Genomic DNA, 18,337 nt, shown 5'->3' with positions numbered 1-18,337 from the left:
CATGGGCATAAAAAATAAATAGTAACTAAATATTCTATAGGAGTGAAAGTTATGAAAGTCGGATTTATTGGTCTTGGGATTATGGGAAAACCAATGGCAGGTCATCTAATTAAAAATGGTTATGAAACCTACCTGTTTGATTTAAATACTGAAGCAGTGAAGGAATTGGCTGCAACAGGGGGGCGTGCTTGTAAATCAATTAAAGAAGTAGCTCAAAATAGTGATGTGATTATTACGATGCTTCCTGCAGGGAAACATGTTTCTACAGTACTTTTCTCTGAAGATGGTGTCGCTTCTAATAGTAAGACCGGTACAATTATTATTGATATGAGTTCTGTAAAACCTGAAGAATCTATAGAATTCGCATCTAAATTAGAAGCATACGACCTTCATCTGATAGATGCACCAGTAAGTGGCGGCGAACCGATGGCTATTAGTGGTCAAATGTCAATCATGGCAGGTGGAAGTGAAGAGAACTTTAACAAGGTATTACCATTACTTGAAGTTATGGGTGGTCATATCGTTTATATGGGACCGACTGGAACAGGATCTGCAACTAAATTGGCAAATCAAATTCTTGTTAGCAATCACCTAATTGCATTGGCTGAAGCTTCCATCTACGCAAGCAAAGCTGGTATTGATTTAAATAAACTATACCAGGCAGTTCACGGTGGACTTGCAGGCAGCGCTGTAATGGATGCCAAAATGCAACGTATTATTGATCGTGATTTTGAGCCTGGTGGAAAAATTGAAACTAACTTTAAAGACTTAAGTAATATCCAATCATCAGCAAATGCACTTGGTGTACAGCTACCAGTAACAAATATGGTTAAAGAGATATTTGGTTCAGAAATTGCGAATGGTAATGGTGGAAAAGACCATAGCTATGTCCTCAACTTTTTTGAAAAGATGTCCAACCATCAAATTAACAGTTAATAAAAAAACTGCACTTCTATCATTAGACATGATCTAATAAAAAGAAGTACAGTTTTTTTACTTTAAAAAGAGTGAGTTTTTATAGACGGAATATATTAACCTAACAAATCTACCTCTTGTAAAATTCCTTTTAATTCTTGTATTTTATCTTCACTTAACGGCTGAGTCGGTGGCAACACATATGTAGATATATCTATTCCTCTCATCTTCATTGCTTGTTTGATAACACCAATAAATGGAGAATCTAAGCTATACATACGTGGTAATACTGATATTTTTTTATGAAGCTCAATAGCAGTTTCAAAATCCTTTTCCCTAAAAGCTTTATACATATTAACAGCGAATTCAGGAGCAAAGTTTACACTAGCACAAATTGCTCCATCCCCTCCGAGGCTTAAAGTATTAAATAAATGATTATCAAAACCAGCAAAGACAGCAAAATCTGGATGCTTAGCCTTTACAGTGGTAATCATTTTTTCAATATGAGCAACGGAATCAATTGTTTCTTTTATCCCAATAAAATTATCATATTTATCTACAAGTCGTAAAACAAATTCAGGAGTCAAATCCTGACCTGTTAAAGTTGGAAAATTATAAAGCATAATTGGCAGATTTATAGATTCTGCAATCGTAGCATAATGATTGAATAAGTTCTCTTCTGATAAACTCCAATAGTAAGGGTTAATAACCACGACACCATCAGCACCAACACTTTCAGCATGTTGGCTTAAAAGCACTGCTTCTTCTGTGCTTGAACTACCCGTTCCAATTAAAACGGGTACTCTACCTGCTACATATTCTGTCGTGTAAGCTGCAACTTCCTTACGTTGTTCAACAGACATCTGTGAAAACTCGCCACCACTACCTAAGAAAAATAATCCGTCAACTTTTGCTTCGATTAGAAAATCAATCACAGTTGCCATTCCTTTTTTATCTAATTGACCTTTATCATCTAAAATAATCGAAACGGGTGGAATAATTCCATGAAAATTGTTTTTATCCATTAGATAATCCCCCTTTAGAATTTGTATTCGTCTCTCATTTCAAAATCGTTTAAAGATACCTGCTCCGTTACGGTTTTATTAACAAGATATTTCGGGTATTGACCATGAATAAGTACATCAATAACACCAAGCGCTGCTTTCGAACGCATTTCCTCTGCAGACTCTTCTGAATAACCAGCCATATGAGGTGTAATTACGACATTATCCATTTTTAAAAATGGATGGTTACGATCAATAGGTTCTACTTCGATAACGTCAAGACCTGCTCCCTGAACCGTATCATTTTCTAAAGCTTGTATTAATGCTTCTTCATCAATTACAGGACCTCTTGCTGTATTTACGATAAATACACCTTTTTTCATCATCTGGAATTGTTCTTTGCCAATCATCCCTTTAGTAGCTGGAGTCAATGGAGCATGTACAGATATGACATCCGATCGCTTACATGCATCTTCTAAAGAAACTAATTCGACTCCATGTTCTTTCGCAACTTCTTCAGGAAGAAATGGATCAAAAACAATAACATGCATTCCAAAGACTTTCACCTTTTCAGCTAAACGTCGAGGAATATTACCGAACCCAATAAGACCTACAGTCAACGTATTTAATCTTCGAATCGGCTTGATTGTATTTACATCCCATGTATCACGTGTAACGATATGGTTCGCTAGATTAACTTTGCGTAAAAGGGTTAAAATCAGTGCAAATGCATGATCGGAAACTTCATCGATTCCATAGTCGGGAACATTTCCCACACAAATTCCTTTTTCAGTCGCAGCTTCTAAATCAATTGTATCTACACCAACTCCAAATCGAGTAATGATTTTACAATTATCAAGAGTTTCAATCACACGGCGTGTCAGTGGCGCGTACATATTAATAATTCCATCAGCTCCACGACAAGCTTCAATTACATCTTCTTCTGTTTTGCATTGATAAATTTCTAATTCTATATCCTCATGCGCAAGTACCTTTTTTTCATATTCTAAATTAGGATACTCGTGGTCAGTAATAACAACTTTCATGTTTCCTTACACCTCGCTTAATTTTCTACTGTATTTTCTAAAGCTTTCATTAGTTTTTCTCGTAGGTTTCGTTCATTAAGATAACATGTTTCCAGATTATCTTTCCCACGGACTTCAGCTGCAACTCGAAGCCCTTTCTTTGATTGAATTCCTAGTGACCGCGCCTTCTTCAAGATTTCACTTATACGTTCTACAGTTAAAAATCCTGGTTCTCCAATTTCCATATGGTAGTCACCATAAAGATTGCTAGATTTATCTAGTACAGCATTTGAGAAATGAATCTGTTGGATAAGATCCTTGCCTTTTTCAAGAGCAACAAAAATATCTTCTTCGTTTAAGGCAGCATGTGCTGTATCAAATGCTATCCCCACATTAGGATAAGATTGTTGCACCCGTTTTAATAAATCAACCGTTTCATCTGTCGTTCCGATAATGCGTTTTTTATGAGCAAAACGGTCAAGTGGTTCAATTAATAAAGTCATTTGATATTCTTGCGCTGCTTCAGCAATTTCACAAAGGCTCTCATAAAGACCTTCTACTCCATCTCTCCACAGCTCTCGCCCTGGATCATCTCCTGTTACAAGTGCGATATTCTCTGCTCCAATTTCTGCTGCAAGTGGTAAACTTTCTTTAATTGCACGAACAGTTTTGGCTCGTAATTGAGAATCCAAAGATGAAACGTCTAAATTGTTCTCTTCAATGAGAAAAGTTAGCCATTGTGTAATGCTTAAATGATGTTGTTCCTTTGCACGTAAAATTCTATTTCTTTCTTCTTTTTCGAAGCCATCGCCTAATTCAATTGATTTATAAAAATCATATTCTACTACACGCTCAATAACATCCGCTGCCAAATTTCTTTCTCTCTTGACTGGATGAAAGACCTCTGGCAATAGTAAAGATGGGAGGAAGTTAGTCATCATTCTACTCCCCTTTTACAATTGGATCTATGTATTCTCTGACATATTTACCAATTTCCACAATCGTTTCGCTTGTTTGTGTTTGTGCTTCAGGAGTTTCTTCTTCTACAATTAGCCATCCATCATAACCATTATCTTTCAGTACTTGTACACACCCAGGAATATCGATATCACCTTCACCCATCTTTTTCCACTCTTGATTTTTAGATGCATCTTTAAAGTGGACATGCTTAATGAGAGGTAAAGACTCTTTCATTATTTCTACTGGATCCATACCACCAAAGATAATATGACCAACATCAGGTGTATATCCCATATATTTTGGATCTAAGCCATCAAATAAAACATCATAATCCTCTTTGAATCTCCAATATGATGTTTCATAAGAAATAGGGTGGAATGAAGTTACAATCCCATTTTCATAAGCGCGCTTCCCAAGTTCATTTGCGCCCTGGATGATTTCCTTTTGTCGCTTCAATAAATTATCTCTATTTTCCCCTACCCGAGAAGGAATATTCAAAATTGCTCCCGGGAATTTTTTTATATAATCAAAATAAAAATCTTGAAGTTTTCTTTCTTCATCTGATGACTTCCCATCGATAAATGCGTGAGGTAACGTTAAAGCAGCTAATTCTAAACCTCTTTTATCAAGTTCCTCTTTGAACCGGCTCGGGTCATTTTTATATCTTCCTAGTAAAGATACTTGCATATCAAGCCCTGTAAAACCGCCTCGCTGAACGTCATCCATGATTTTATCCATCATGTCTTTCTCAATATCATAATTTAATACCCATGTTGAACCTTGGCATCCATATTTCATACCCATTTACACGCACGCCTCCTCTTATAGACTTATAGCATCACTTGTAATCGTTTTCACAATAATATATATTTATAGTATCATTCATTTTTGTTTTGTCAATAATTCTCTCACTTGGCCTTTTTATAAAAACAAACGATAAAAAACAACAATTATTGATATATAAAAGTATGAGTATATTTTTGGGGGATGTGATAGATATGAAATTATTTGTAGATGAAAGACGGTTAGAAATTATTAAGCGATTGAAAGATAAAAAAAGAATAACTGTAAAAGAACTTGCTAAGGAAATCTCTGTATCTGAAGCTACATTACGAGCAGATTTGAATCACTTAGAAATCGCTGGACACTTAAGAAGAACGCATGGTGGAGCTGTTTTACCAGAGAAGCAAGATAACAATACCAGTTTTTCGGTTAGAACGAAAAGAAATGTAACGGAAAAAATGAAAATTGCTATTAAAGCATTCGAATTAATTCAGGATCGCCAATGTATTTTCCTTGATGCAAGCTCAACAGCTTTAGAGCTTGCTCGCTATATAAATACCCAATCAATAAATCTAACAGTAGTTACCAATGGGATTCAAACAGCAATTGAATTAAAAGAAAATCCTAGAATAACAACCATAATAATTGGAGGTGTAGCAACGAAAGATTCTAGTGCAATTGAAGGAACACTTGGTTTGGACATATTGGATAGTCTAAATATTGACTTCATGTTTACGTCCGCTAACGGTTTTTCAGTTACCCAGGGATTAACTGATTTTAATTTATACGAAATATCATTGAAAAGAGAATTAATGAATCGAGCAAAACATGTTGTTGCACTTATTGATAGCTCAAAAATAGGTAAAACATCAAGTGCTTTCTTTGCCTCGCTTCAGGATATTGATACATTTATAACGGATCAGCCATTAGAAAAGGAAATAGCAAAAACTATTACAGAAAACCAGGAAGTAGAAGTTATTATAGCTAATTAGTGACTTTTTCCTCACCCATATTTAGAAAAGCTTTTCTAAATCAGTTGAAGAGTCGACTAAAACTAGCTGGTAAAATAATGAACATTTTAAAAGCACCGTATTATTGGGTTTTATCCCAAGAAGACGGTGCTTTTTATTATATCCTTTACTTCGTTCAATTAAAACCAGTTCGTATGGAATGTCCCTGGTTTGTCTTTGCGTTCATACGTATGTGCTCCAAAGTAGTCACGCTGTGCCTGAATTAAATTTGCAGGCAAATCTTCTGCACGATAACTATCGTAATAAGCAATCGCACTAGAGAATGTCGGTACAGCTATGCCATGTTCAATAGCTAGTGCTACGACCTCCCGTAATGCTGTTTGATAACTTTCAAGGATTTCTTTAAAATATGGATCTAACATAAGATTTGCTAATGCTGGCTCATTATCGAATGCTTCCTTTATTTTTTGTAGGAATTGTGCGCGAATAATACAACCACCACGCCAAATCATTGCAATGTCCCCATATTGAAGGTCCCAATTGTTTTCTTCAGAAGCAGCACGCATTTGAGCGAATCCTTGGGCATAAGATACAATCTTACTCATATACAATGCCTTACGAATCGATTCGATTAACGCCTCACGATTTCCTTCATACTTCTTCTTTTCCGGTCCTTTTAATATTTTACTTGCAGCGACTCGTTCCTCTTTAAGCGAAGATATAAAGCGGGCAAATACAGATTCTGTAATCAGCGGCAATGGAACACCAAGATCGAGTGCATTTTTACTCGTCCATTTCCCTGTACCCTTCTGCCCTGCTTTGTCCAGGATCACTTCTACAAGTGCTTCACCAGTTTCTTCATCCTTCTTTTTAAAGATTTCTGCTGTTATTTCTATTAAGTAACTATCTAATTCACCTTGATTCCATTCGCTAAAGACTTCACTTAATTCTTCCGCTTCCATCCCAAGCACATGCTTTAAGATAAAATAAGCTTCCCCAATCAACTGCATGTCACCATATTCTATTCCATTATGGACCATTTTCACAAAATGTCCTGCTCCGTCGGGACCGATATAGGTAACACAAGGTCTGCCATCTACTTTTGCAGAAATCGCTTCAAATATTGGAGCTACTAATTCATAGGCTTCTTTCTGACCACCAGGCATGATAGATGGACCATTTAATGCGCCTTCTTCTCCACCTGATACCCCTGTTCCAATAAAGTGAATTCCCGTTTTATCTAATAATTCGTTACGACGTATAGTATCTTCGTATAAAGTGTTCCCTCCGTCAATTAGGATATCACCTTTTTCTAAATATGGATGTAAGGATTCAATCACAGCATCTGTGACAGAGCCAGCTTTCACCATTAAGATAATCTTACGTGGTTTTTCTAGCGAATCAACAAATTCCTCAATTGTTTTTGCACCAAAAATTTGTTTTCCTTCTGCTTCATTTGCTAAAATAGCTTCTGTTCTCTCATACGAGCGATTATATACAGAAACAGAATAACCTCTACTTTCTATATTAAATGCTAAGTTCTTTCCCATTACAGCAAGTCCAACTACACCTATTTGTTGTGCCAATATTGCTCATTCCTCTCTTCGTTAATTTCTTTTATTTAAATATTACTATTTTAAAAACATTATACTTAAATGAGTAGATACATTATTTCAAATGTAGTATTTTCATAAATAAAGCAAATCTTACAATTCATATGATATAGTTGAAGTGAATAATTTACAAGTTAGAATCAATATAAATACAATACATTTAACCCCTCAAAAGGACTTTTAAATTACACCATATGATTGATTTACCTACTAACAACCATTGGAATTAATAAAGGATGACTACGATGAAAAAGAAATTAGCAATCGGCTTAGATATTGGAACAACTAGTGTGAAAGCAATTGCCTTTGACTATAGTGGAAAGCCTCTCTTTGAGGAAGAAAGCCTAATTAAAACCTATTATCCAGAGCATGGCTATGCAGAACAAAATCCTGAAGAAATAGAGATATCTGCTAGAGGAGTCATGCGACAATTGATTGCCTCCATTGATGATTCGAAATATGAGCTTGTGGTTACTGGACTTGGGTCTGCCATGCATTCTTTGATTTGTGTAGATGCAAAAGGTAAAGCACTATCGAATATGCTGATTTGGTCAGATGGACGTGCTGGCAAGCAAGCCAGCGAACTTCTCCGTACAAACGGCAAGGAAATTTACTTAAGAACTGGAACTCCCATACATGCAATGTCCCCTTTCACAAAACTAATATGGATGAGCGAGAATCAATTCCCTGCTTACAAAAACGCTACATATTTCATGACTATGAAAGAATACCTTATCTATCACTGGTTCAATCAGCGAATCGTCGATTATGGACTTGCTTCATCCACAGGTATGTTTGATGTAAAAAATCGAGTTTGGGATCAGGAAGCACTTGATATTGCAGGTATTAAAGAAGAGCAACTATCTGAGATAGTAGAACCAACGAAACAGCTAGCTGGGTTGCAGTCAGACATCGCTAAAGAATTTGGACTTACAAAAGCATTACCGTTTATTATTGGATCGGCGGATGGCCAACTAGCAAATCTTGGTAGCGGGGCTACTTCCATTGGTGAAGTTAATATTTCAGTTGGAACAAGCGGAGCAATCCGACAATTTGTTAAAGGGACACCAATTAATACTAAAATGGAAACCTTCACCTATGCCTTTACGAAAGACACTTCTATTATTGGAGGACCAACAAATAACGGTGGAATTGTTTTACAATGGCTTAAGGAATTACTTGATTTTAAAGGAAGTTATACTGAACTAATTGCGGAAGCTCGGGATGTTGCAATTGGAGCTGAAGGTATACTTTTTCTCCCTTATATTAATGGAGAACGTGCACCTTTATGGGACCAAAAAGCAAAAGGTAATTTTTACGGCTTAAGTGTCGCTCATTCCAAGAAACATATTATTCGAGCACTGTTAGAAGGTATTGCTTTTAATATATATGAAATCAGTCAATCACTTGAGACACTAGCTGGTAAGCCTACCAAGGTGACGATAAATGGTGGGTTATCACGCTCTACACTATGGACGCAAATTCTAGCAGATGTGTTAGGAGAAGATTTGTATCTCTCCGAAACCCATCACAATGCTGCATGGGGAGCTGCATGGACGGGGCTACTGGCAATTAACGAGGTACCTTCTATGTCTGCAATTAAAGAAAATTTGCCGCAAGAAAAGAAAGTTACAGCAAATTTAACGGCACACACCGAATACATGCAGATTTATAAAAAATATAAAAAACTATATATTTCCTTACAACACTTAATGACAGAGTAGTTTTTATGAAACATGGGGACGGTTCTTCCGTTGCATTCATTGCAACAGGAGAACCGTCCCCATGTTGCATTCTGGTTATGGATAATTTACGCTTTCGTTGACACAGGATGGTAATTTTTTCTTGTTGAGTCCAGCTACGATATTATCAACTGTTAGTGACGCCATAGCCATTCTTGTTTCGGTAGTAGCGCTTCCAATATGTGGTGTTATCAATATATTTTTTAGACTCATAATTGGATGATCGATACTTAAGGGCTCTGGATCTGTTACATCTAAAGCAGCATAAGCAATTTCCTTATTCAACAGGGCTTCGTAGAGTGCGTCGGTATCAACAATTGCACCTCTGGAAGCATTTATAAAATAGCTTGTTGGCTTCATTTTGGAAAACTCTTCTCTTCCAAACAGTCCTTTACTTTGTTCTGATAGTGGAACAAGAACGACTACAAAATCCGATTCCTCCAACAGTGTTTGAAAAGAAACATAGCTCGCACCAAGTTGCTCATTCTCCTCTCGTGGATTCCGATTGTGATAAATGATATTCATTCCACTTGCTTGCGCTCGCTTTGCCACAGCTCTTCCAATATTACCCATACCAACAATACCAAGCTTTTTCCCATACAAATCTATAGCTAATGGTATATTCGTACCAGTCTTCCACTCTCCAGCTTGAACAAACTCCCATCCCTCATGAATTCGTCTTGCCGAGGTTAGCAATAATCCAAAGGTCAAATCAGCTGTTGCCTCTACTAAAACTCTAGGCGTATTTCCAAATGGAATAGATCGCCTTGTACATGCATCAATACTGACATTATCGAAACCAGCAGATGGCTGAGCAATCACTCGTAACTTAGGTGCATTAGATAGTAATTCATCATTTATCTTTATATCACCCCTACTAATCAAACCATCTGCATCCTTCACCCATTCTAGTAATATCTCTCGCGGAATTGGATCTGATTTATCCCATATGATTAATTCACATTGTTCATGCAAACGTTCCAATAAAGTACCATTCATCTTTCCAATCATAACTACTTTGAATTTGGCCATCTAAGTACTCCTTCAGGTTTATTATCTTCGACTAACTATTTTTGTTCATTAGTTTTTCTATTACCACTCCGCTATACTACCATCCTCATGCCGCCAGACTGGATTTTTCCAAGAGTGGCCTACTGCAGCTCTTTCCCGGACATATTTTTCATTAACCTCAATTCCTAAACCTGGTCCCTCCGGAAAACTTGCATAACCATCCTTGAATTGAAAGACATCTTTATTTAATAAATAATCCTGCAAATCATTGTCTTTGTTATAATGAATTCCCATACTTTGTTCTTGAATAAATGCATTATGAGAAATAGCGTCGACCTGTAGACAAGCTGCTAATGCGATTGGTCCCAATGGGCAATGAGGTGCTAAAGCGACATCATAAGCTTCAGCCATTGCCGCTATCTTACTTACTTCAGTTATTCCGCCAGCATGTGAAAGGTCTGGCTGGATGATATCTACAATACCTTCTTGTAGGATTGTTTTGAAGTCCCATCTTGAATACATTCTTTCACCTGTTGCTATTGGTATTTGCGAGTACTTTGCTATTTCGCGTAGTGCTTCATTGTTTTCAGGTAGGACAGGTTCCTCGATAAACATCGGTCGATAAGGTTCTAATTCTTTCATTAGTATTTTCGCCATTGGTTTATGTACTCTGCCATGAAAATCAATACCTATTCCCATATCTTTGCCTACAGCGTCCCGAATTGCAGCTACTCTTTCTAGTGATTCATCCACTTTTTTATAGGTATCGATATATTGTAGCTCTTCTGTCGCATTCATCTTTACTGCAGAAAATCCTTTTTCTGCTGCTAATTTAGCAGCTTCTCCTACATCAGATGGACGATCTCCACCAATCCATGAATAAGTCCGAATTTTGTCCCTGACTTTTCCTCCCAATAGGTCATAGACTGGAGCATTATGAAACTTTCCTTTAATATCCCACAGTGCTTGATCAATCCCTGCAATGGCACTCATTAGAATTGGACCACCACGATAAAATCTCGCACGATACAGTTTATTCCAAGTGTCTTGAATATTTAATGGATTTGAACCAATGAGGTAGTCACTTAGCTCCTCAACCGCAGCTTTCACAGTAGATGCACTGCCCTCAATTACTGGCTCACCCCATCCAATAATTCCTTCATCCGTTTCTATTTTCAAAAAACACCATCTCGGTGGGACTAAAAAACATTCCATTTTTGTTATTTTCATTTGTTCCGCACTCCTTCTATTTTTCATTTGCATACAATTCTTCACTTCATTAAGTTTTCTGCTATTTTTAATGGTCCTATTACTATAGCTTTTTCCATTTGATCATCAGTAGCTTGAATAACGTTCCAGTCTTGATAATGCTTTTCTATTAGATGACTAAGAGCGCTTCGTAAAGGATTGGAACCACCTATAATGGCCCACTTAATATTAGTTTTATTTACTTTTGTTTCTAGTGATTTCAAATCATGATAGAGGACAGAACCAACAAAGTAATTCGAAATCTCATTTTCATTTAAATCGGAAAACATTTGTAATAAACGAATATGATAGAAACTCCTTGTTAAACCATGTTTTTCTGCTGCTTGAAAACCTTTCTCTAAATTCTCTTTATCTAAGGATTTAATTAAATTTTTCCCCAGTGAATCGGATAGAATTGTCTCACTTTGTATGGCGAAAAGCATCTCACCTCCAAGTGTAGATAAACAGTTTTCTAATGCCTTATCTTCGCTAATAAAGATAAATTTTGTGTGAGAACCTGGTAAAATAACAACTCCTTCACCATGGACATCAAATTGATCTAATAGACCAATCGTTTCCACCTCTTCACCACGCATAATATCAAATTCATTAATTCTCTCCACAATATCATTCTCATGTATGTTTGTATTATTTTTTAATCCCGGTGTGAAAATCCAGGGTATATCAAAAAAGCCCTGTATTTTAGTGACTACAGACCCTTTAGAAAAGTTTTCAATATAAGCTGGTCCGGTGATATGTGGTACTTCATGGATACCTAAATTGGAAGTAATCATACCTGAGGCAATAATATATTTAACTTTCACAGCGTCTAATTGATTTCTAGCTAAAATTCTTTTTAAACCAGATTGAACATTACTTTTCAAGCTACTATTATTACCTTCAATAGCAGTATTTCGAATTCCAACTTTTATTTTTTCAGAGTCTATTATTTCTGTTCTGTTTTCTTTTATTAATCTAATTCTTGTATTTGTTGTCCCCGAGTCTATTAATATTACATACATGCGTATTCACCACTTTTTTTACTATTTATTTAAGTTTTCAATTTAATCTAAATTAAATTTGCTATTTTTTAATTGCTTTATCCTGCCACTTTGTACAGCGGTTTAATTAATTTAATTAAGCGAATATTATCATAATAGGTATAATTTGTCTATGTTCAATACTAAGTTTGCTAGAGTAATACTATATCCAAGCAATGAATAAAGTGAAACATGGGGACGGTTCTTGTGTTGCATTCACTGCAACACAAGAACCGTCCCCATGTTTCATCAATTATTAACTAATTCAAACTCATGAACCCAAACTTTCATCTCTGTTTGCCACTTCATTCCTGGGTGTAGCGAAAGAATTGAATCTTTATATCCTTCGAGATTTTGATAACCTTCCATCACCGCATCTTCATCGGTAACCTCGCCAAGCTTCTGTCTATATACATTTTTCACGATCAATTCCTTACCTTCTAATGACCATGTATCGCCAACGTCTGCAAATCTACCACTTCGACGCGTTGCTGTCTTTTTGCCTTTTAAAACTTTTTCTATATCTGCTGACTTAGTAACAAGCTTATCTAGCTCACCAGTTTTTGGTGGTAGTTTTGTTTTTTCTTCCATAAATATCCCTACCTTCTTCATGCGATATCCACTTTTAAAAAAAGTAACATCACTACTATTAATAATATTATTATAACAGTAATTCCTCATCTAGACGTATTTGGCGATTGAAACGAAACATGGGGACGGTTCTTATATTGCAGTGAATGCAACACGAGAACCGTCCCCATGTTTCACTCTGAAAATAGATCCGAGGATAAATACCGCTCTCCTGTGTCGGGAGCTATGCTTAGAACTTTGGCTGATGGGTGGAGATTTTTTGCTATTTGGATGGCGAAGTATGCGGAAGCTGCTCCGGATGCTCCGACGAATATTCCTTCTCGGGCAGCGAGGCTTCGTGCCATGTTTTGTGCATCATCATCTTCAATATGTAAAATTTCATCAAAAATATCTTGATTTAATATTTTCGGAATGAAACCTGGGCCTGTACCAGGTATTTTATGGGAACCAGGCTGGCCACCTGATAGGACAGGGGAACCTTTAGGCTCGACAACATAAATTTTAAGATTAGGGATATGCTTTTTTAATTCCTCCCCTGCACCAGTCACCGTTCCTCCGGTTCCTGCAGTCAGTACCAGAGCATCGAGTTTACCATCAAAGGATTCTAGTATTTCAACCGCTGTTGTGTTGCGGTGAGCATCAACGTTTGCTTGATTTTCGAACTGCATCGGAATAAAACTATTAGGAATATCATTTGCTAGTCTATTTGCTTCATCGATTGCTCCCTGCATTCTCTGACTGGAAGGCGTCAAAATAACTTCCGCTCCATATGCCTTCATTATTTTTATACGTTCTTTTGTAGCATTATCTGGCATGGTGATAATCGTGCGATACCCTTTCACAGCACTTACCATACAAATTCCAATCCCTGTATTTCCCGATGTTGGTTCAATAATCGTGCTTTCGCCTGGAGTCAGTTTCCCTTCTTTTTCCGCTTGTTCAATCATATTAAAAGCTGCACGGTCTTTGACACTGCCACCTGGATTATACGATTCAAGTTTCATATATACGTTCGCACCACTTGGCTCAGGTAATTTATTTAACTTAACGATAGGTGTATTTCCGATTAGCTCGAGTACTGAGTTGTAAATTTTCATCTTTATTCCTTCCCTTCACTATCTATGTAAATTCCTTTGAAACATGGGGACGGTTCTCCTGTTGCACTGAATGAAACGCGAGAACCGTCCCCATGTTTCACTCGAAGTTTCCTTTCACTACTGTGACTCCATTTTCCACCATTTGTTTTCCTTTTGCGAATAGGTGTTTTAGTTCTAAAGTTTCTCTGTCGAGTATTAGTACATCTGCGTCATAGGTTTCTTTTAATAGCCCTTTGTTTTTTAAATGTAGGGCGGTTGCTGTGTTTTTGGTGACAAGGGAAAGAGTTTCTATGATGCTTAAATTATTTTGTTCAATTGTTTTAATTACTTGATCAAACAAAGTTCTAGTCGAAGCAACCTCTAACCTCACCATATTTCCTTCATCATCGAAAACAGGAAGACTGCCATTACCATCTGAAGATAATGTTAGTTGATTAAGATTACCACCATTTTCTTTATAATAATTAATCCAGTCAGGTGTTTCCGAATCTGCAGTAATATCCACGAACGAACCTTTATTAGCAAGGCTTATTGCATCATCAATAAGCTCCTTGCTTCTCGTAATATGTGTTGCATAAAGCTTGGCCGCTGGGATTTCGTAATTTTCTAATAGAGCGTGTAAAGGCGATAATTTTCCTTTTCCAGGACCTACATGAAAATGAGTGACACCTGCTTTATTCGCAAGTAACCCACCTATTCTTGCTTCTGCAACCAACTTTGCTAGTTCGTCTAGACTCGGCTGAGCCGAACGAGAATCAGAAATGGCGATTTCACCAGCTCCAATTACTTTATCAATGAGGATAAGATCGTCCCTAACAGAGTCGGTAATCGTCTGAGTTGGAACATGGTAATTTCCCGAGTAAATATAAGTAGTAAGGCCCTCTTCTTCTAGCCCTCTTGCCTTCGCTAATAAAGATGTCATGTGTCTAGTTGTTCCATCCGTTCCTAAACAACCAACCACCGGAGTAATCCCTGATTTTATAATATTGCTCAACTGAATTTCTGGTGTTCTTGTAGCAAATCCGCCCTCTCCTCCACCACCGATTAAATGAACATGAGGATCAATAACACCTGGAGTAATTATAGCATTTTCAGCGTCGATGACTTCAATATCTAAACCTGCATTTAAAAGTTTTTCTTCATTCAAGCTACCAATCTTTGCAATTTTATCACCTATTATTAAAACAGATTGTTGCCCTAAATATTCAGGAGCATAAACTTCCCCATGTTTCATCCACTCCAAAAAAAAACCTACTAATTTATCTGTTCTTTCTACACATACTACTCCTATCTAGAAAGGAGGCACTACAATGGGTAGAGACGAACATCGAAAAACAAAGAATTCTTTTCTTGCACAAACACCTAGACAGCAACTGCGTGATGGAAAAGACATCGAATTCTCCAAAGAACTAGCAGACAATGAAGACCTAAAAGCAATAGAAAGAAGCAAAGAAGCTCGTAAACGAATGAAGAAGAAATAATGCAACATGGGGACGGTTCTCGCGTTGCACTGAGTGCAACAGGAGAACCGTCCCCATGTTTCATAGGTATTTCTGATTTAGTCTTATGTATCGTTTTGCTTCTGTCATTATTGTTTTATATTTGATAGATTTGTTTTGTTGTTGACGATAATCTTGTAAACCTATGATTATAGACCTTCCAAGGTCGTCAATTTCCCTCTCCTCTGACTCCTTTCGATTGACTAAATGATATAATTTATTTTCTTTTCGTCTCGCTTTTTCTCTTTTTGTTGATGGCATTATAGAGTACATATTCTTCCCCCTAATATAAATAGACTACACTCTTTTAGCGTAAAAAAACCTTTGCGAGATAGATAAGATATCCATCTCGCAAAGGTCGGTTGCACCACTGACTCCATACGTTTTCGGTGCCCAAACTACAAACGTACTTCAAAGTTCCCTTATTTAATAGTTCCATTTTACCATGATTTTAGAATCATGTAAATAGCTATATTTGGAAAAGATGTGAGCCTAACATTTTAAACTTTGTACTGTTTGACGGATTAGAAAGATTACAATTCGTAAATTTCATCTCTTGCTTTTAACTAACTTCTTAAAAACTTTACAACCAAAGATGTTTGCAAACTTGAAAAAGGCATAATAAGAGGGCTGAAAGAAAACTCCTTAGTCAAAACATTTCTAAAGTATTATCTCGCGAATATATTTCAAGTATCTGGACTTATGACCTGGTGACAAAAATGTAAGCGAAAAAAGACGGTTTCAGTTCTTAAGTTTGCTGACAATGCAGCTCAAGAAGCGAAACCATCCATATATTCTACCTCATAATCAATCCACCCAAAATTCCCCTTTTCCAATCTACAGTTTCTTTATTTAAAGATTCCTGCCTTAGCTCACTCCATTTTAATGGTGTGATAAAGTATGCGCGATCTCGCAATTGACTTTCTGGTGCAATTGCAATTAATTCACCAGGAGCCAAATCCCCGATTACTTCAATTTGTCCATTTTCTTCAAAACCAGTATCGACAATTAACTCAATAAGCTGTCCTTCTTTATTCATTCTCCATACTGCTCCATCTATTAAATGAGCCCTATCTATCGCTGTAACTCCTAATCGTTCCTCAAGAATGATGGCAAGTGTACCGTGGTAACCAGGTAAAAGAGTCGATTCGTTTTCATAGTCACCTAATTCTAACTCTTCTTCCTCCTCCACTTCTTCAACTACTTCAACTGCATCTTCTGCCTCTGGCTCTGCTAAAGCAGCAATCAAATCATACTTACTCTCGCCTCTAACACTTACTTTATCTGGAACATCCGCCAATTCATCTACATAGGCAGTTAAAGTCTCATCAACTGCATTTACTCTTACCTCCGCTAGCATTCCTTCTTCTACTATTGCTCTTTCCTGCTCCGTAAGGCTCGTCTCTGCTTGTAAATCGAAGCTTTCGATTGTAAGAAGTGGAGACGCTAGCTCATCCGAAAGATTATTAACCCTCCCCGCATAAGGGCTTATGTATGTAATCGTATCCCCTGTACTTTGCAAGGATTGCAGCTGGCTATTTACCGCTTCTCGTTCTGCATTTAGTTGCGTAATTTCTTTTTTCTTTTCAGCTATGAATTGCCTTTTCATAAATTCTGCTTCCATTGAAGAAGCTGGCACCTCTACCGTAATACTAAACTCTTCTACAATAGGAGGAACAAATTCATTCTGTACAAACGTAACTGCCTCTACCTCAGCCATCGCCTGTTCAGCCGCAGTAATTGCACCATTAATGCGTTCAACCTCACTTAAGAATTCAGCCTCTGCTTGATAATAATTTTGTACCTGATAAATAAACAAGTCCTGTCCGACAGTTACTTCATCACCCACTCCGACAAGAAACTCTTGAAATATACCTTGATTATCTGAGAAGTAAATTGGCATTTCTTCTTTTGGTGCAAGAACAGCCTTTTTCAAAAGTTCTTCTCTCATGTCAGCAGTCGTACTCTCTTCCCATTCATTTATATAAGCCAACCTATTAACTTTACCTTCATTATCCTTATAAATAAGTAAACCATTTATAACAACAAATAAAATGACCCCTATTTGAATCCAATGAATCACTTTCAATCCACCAAGCCTCAATCGAACCACCTACCTATAATAAAAGTATCTCCTAATGCAACTGTGGCTGCGAGTGCCCATCCAATTATTTGTAATAAAATAACAAAACCAATTAATGGAACTCGTCTTTCTTCCGATAGCTGTGATAGAAATCGATATTGGAACCAAATCACCCAAATTTGAAAGAGTGAAATAGCACCAAAGAAATAAATCAACCAATCTATTTCTGTAAGGTAAGAGACTATTACTCCAAGAGACAACGGTGATACATACCAATCTAACCCAGCGAGTGTCGCCAAGGGTATCCAAATGATACGTTCCAATAACAATACAAATAGCACTACCTGTTGCATGACGACCAATTTTTGATAAGGTACGTCTGCTAGATAATAAAATAATAGACTAGGAACGAATAATATTAAGACAGCAAAAAGGATTCCATATCCAATTCTCCCAATCATGAACCATAATTTATTTCCTTCATATGTAGTTGAATCTATTAAACTAGCATCCATTGATAAAAATTGCGAACCGATACCAAGTGAACCCATCCAACCATATATGATTGCAGACATGATGATTAATAAAATGCTAGATAACCAGAGTCCCCTAACTTTCTCTGATAATTTTAAACGATAAATATGATCCTTTATAGAAAATAAAAACTTTAAAACATGAGGCCGATATATCATAGATTTACTTCCTCTTCTCTGAATTGTTATACATATCAGTATACATGAATTAGAAATAATGAA

At 36.8% G+C, this 18,337-nt stretch carries 18 protein-coding genes and 1 riboswitch; of the genes, 4 read left to right on the top strand and 14 right to left on the bottom strand.

The genetic code is table 11. From position 1 onward, the window contains the following. Positions 1-51: 51 nt before the first annotated feature. Positions 52-936, top strand: coding sequence for an NAD(P)-binding domain-containing protein (locus ACXYMZ_RS02380; RefSeq protein ID WP_458946750.1), 885 nt, complete (start codon positions 52-54; stop codon positions 934-936). A 95-nt stretch (positions 937-1,031) separates the two neighbouring features. Here ACXYMZ_RS02380 and ACXYMZ_RS02375 read toward each other — a convergent pair whose 3' ends face one another. The 4 genes from ACXYMZ_RS02375 to ACXYMZ_RS02360 are packed head-to-tail and all read right to left on the bottom strand — an operon-like array spanning position 1,032 to position 4,708. Beyond that, entirely contained in the window at positions 1,032-1,940 is a 909-nt protein-coding gene (locus tag ACXYMZ_RS02375; RefSeq protein WP_458946749.1) for a dihydrodipicolinate synthase family protein, read from the bottom strand. Positions 1,941-1,954: 14 nt separating this feature from the next. Next, the gene (locus ACXYMZ_RS02370; RefSeq protein WP_458946748.1) at positions 1,955-2,965 is read right to left on the bottom strand and encodes a C-terminal binding protein; all 1,011 of its coding nucleotides are present in this window, start codon (positions 2,963-2,965) and stop codon (positions 1,955-1,957) included. A gap of 17 nt (positions 2,966-2,982) precedes the next feature. Continuing rightward, positions 2,983-3,882, bottom strand: coding sequence for a sugar phosphate isomerase/epimerase family protein (locus ACXYMZ_RS02365; protein ID WP_458946747.1), 900 nt, complete (start codon positions 3,880-3,882; stop codon positions 2,983-2,985). Between the two features lie 4 nt (positions 3,883-3,886). Further along, the gene (locus ACXYMZ_RS02360; protein WP_458946746.1) at positions 3,887-4,708 is read right to left on the bottom strand and encodes a sugar phosphate isomerase/epimerase family protein; all 822 of its coding nucleotides are present in this window, start codon (positions 4,706-4,708) and stop codon (positions 3,887-3,889) included. Positions 4,709-4,902: 194 nt separating this feature from the next. Here ACXYMZ_RS02360 and ACXYMZ_RS02355 point away from each other — a divergent pair, with 194 nt between their 5' ends. After that, entirely contained in the window at positions 4,903-5,679 is a 777-nt protein-coding gene (locus ACXYMZ_RS02355) for a DeoR/GlpR family DNA-binding transcription regulator (RefSeq protein WP_458946745.1), read from the top strand. Positions 5,680-5,837: 158 nt separating this feature from the next. On the opposite strand, the gene gndA is transcribed toward ACXYMZ_RS02355, so the two are convergent. Next, positions 5,838-7,247, bottom strand: coding sequence for an NADP-dependent phosphogluconate dehydrogenase (gndA, locus tag ACXYMZ_RS02350; protein WP_458946908.1), 1,410 nt, complete (start codon positions 7,245-7,247; stop codon positions 5,838-5,840). Between the two features lie 269 nt (positions 7,248-7,516). Here gndA and ACXYMZ_RS02345 point away from each other — a divergent pair, with 269 nt between their 5' ends. Then, on the top strand, positions 7,517-8,995 hold the full coding sequence (locus ACXYMZ_RS02345) for a gluconokinase (protein ID WP_458946744.1): 1,479 nt from the start codon (positions 7,517-7,519) through the stop codon (positions 8,993-8,995). Positions 8,996-9,070: 75 nt separating this feature from the next. Here the strand turns inward: ACXYMZ_RS02345 and ACXYMZ_RS02340 are convergent, their stop codons facing one another. The 6 genes from ACXYMZ_RS02340 to iadA all read right to left on the bottom strand — a co-directional run bounded on the left by ACXYMZ_RS02340 (position 9,071) and on the right by iadA (position 15,234). Beyond that, the gene (locus tag ACXYMZ_RS02340; RefSeq protein ID WP_458946743.1) at positions 9,071-10,045 is read right to left on the bottom strand and encodes a 2-hydroxyacid dehydrogenase; all 975 of its coding nucleotides are present in this window, start codon (positions 10,043-10,045) and stop codon (positions 9,071-9,073) included. 60 nt (positions 10,046-10,105) lie between these two features. Next, positions 10,106-11,254, bottom strand: coding sequence for a galactonate dehydratase (gene dgoD / locus ACXYMZ_RS02335; RefSeq protein ID WP_458946742.1), 1,149 nt, complete (start codon positions 11,252-11,254; stop codon positions 10,106-10,108). A 41-nt stretch (positions 11,255-11,295) separates the two neighbouring features. Then, positions 11,296-12,294: a 2-dehydro-3-deoxygalactonokinase gene (locus ACXYMZ_RS02330; protein WP_458946741.1), complete on the bottom strand. Its 999-nt coding sequence runs from the start codon at positions 12,292-12,294 to the stop codon at positions 11,296-11,298. 267 nt (positions 12,295-12,561) lie between these two features. Beyond that, on the bottom strand, positions 12,562-12,924 hold the full coding sequence (locus ACXYMZ_RS02325) for an ASCH domain-containing protein (protein WP_458946740.1): 363 nt from the start codon (positions 12,922-12,924) through the stop codon (positions 12,562-12,564). Positions 12,925-13,076: 152 nt separating this feature from the next. Further along, positions 13,077-14,000, bottom strand: a complete 924-nt coding sequence (gene cysK / locus ACXYMZ_RS02320; RefSeq protein ID WP_458946739.1) for a cysteine synthase A — start codon at positions 13,998-14,000, stop codon at positions 13,077-13,079. A gap of 97 nt (positions 14,001-14,097) precedes the next feature. Further along, a complete protein-coding gene (gene iadA, locus ACXYMZ_RS02315; protein WP_458946907.1) occupies positions 14,098-15,234 on the bottom strand; it encodes a beta-aspartyl-peptidase in 1,137 nt (378 codons plus the stop codon). A gap of 76 nt (positions 15,235-15,310) precedes the next feature. Here iadA and ACXYMZ_RS02310 point away from each other — a divergent pair, with 76 nt between their 5' ends. Further along, positions 15,311-15,481, top strand: coding sequence for a YfhD family protein (locus ACXYMZ_RS02310; RefSeq protein ID WP_458946738.1), 171 nt, complete (start codon positions 15,311-15,313; stop codon positions 15,479-15,481). Positions 15,482-15,541: 60 nt separating this feature from the next. On the opposite strand, the gene ACXYMZ_RS02305 is transcribed toward ACXYMZ_RS02310, so the two are convergent. The 3 genes from ACXYMZ_RS02305 to ACXYMZ_RS02295 form a co-directional block, all read right to left on the bottom strand. Next, positions 15,542-15,772: a hypothetical protein gene (locus tag ACXYMZ_RS02305; protein ID WP_458946737.1), complete on the bottom strand. Its 231-nt coding sequence runs from the start codon at positions 15,770-15,772 to the stop codon at positions 15,542-15,544. A gap of 74 nt (positions 15,773-15,846) precedes the next feature. Beyond that, positions 15,847-15,930: riboswitch (cyclic di-GMP riboswitch) on the bottom strand. 365 nt (positions 15,931-16,295) lie between these two features. Next, the gene (locus ACXYMZ_RS02300; protein ID WP_458946736.1) at positions 16,296-17,582 is read right to left on the bottom strand and encodes an efflux RND transporter periplasmic adaptor subunit; all 1,287 of its coding nucleotides are present in this window, start codon (positions 17,580-17,582) and stop codon (positions 16,296-16,298) included. Between the two features lie 17 nt (positions 17,583-17,599). Then, a complete protein-coding gene (locus ACXYMZ_RS02295) occupies positions 17,600-18,274 on the bottom strand; it encodes a hypothetical protein (protein ID WP_458946735.1) in 675 nt (224 codons plus the stop codon). Positions 18,275-18,337: the final 63 nt, after the last annotated feature.

This window comes from Oceanobacillus sp. CAU 1775, from assembly GCF_054482815.1.
This window is presented reverse-complemented; position numbering and strand designations above follow the sequence as displayed.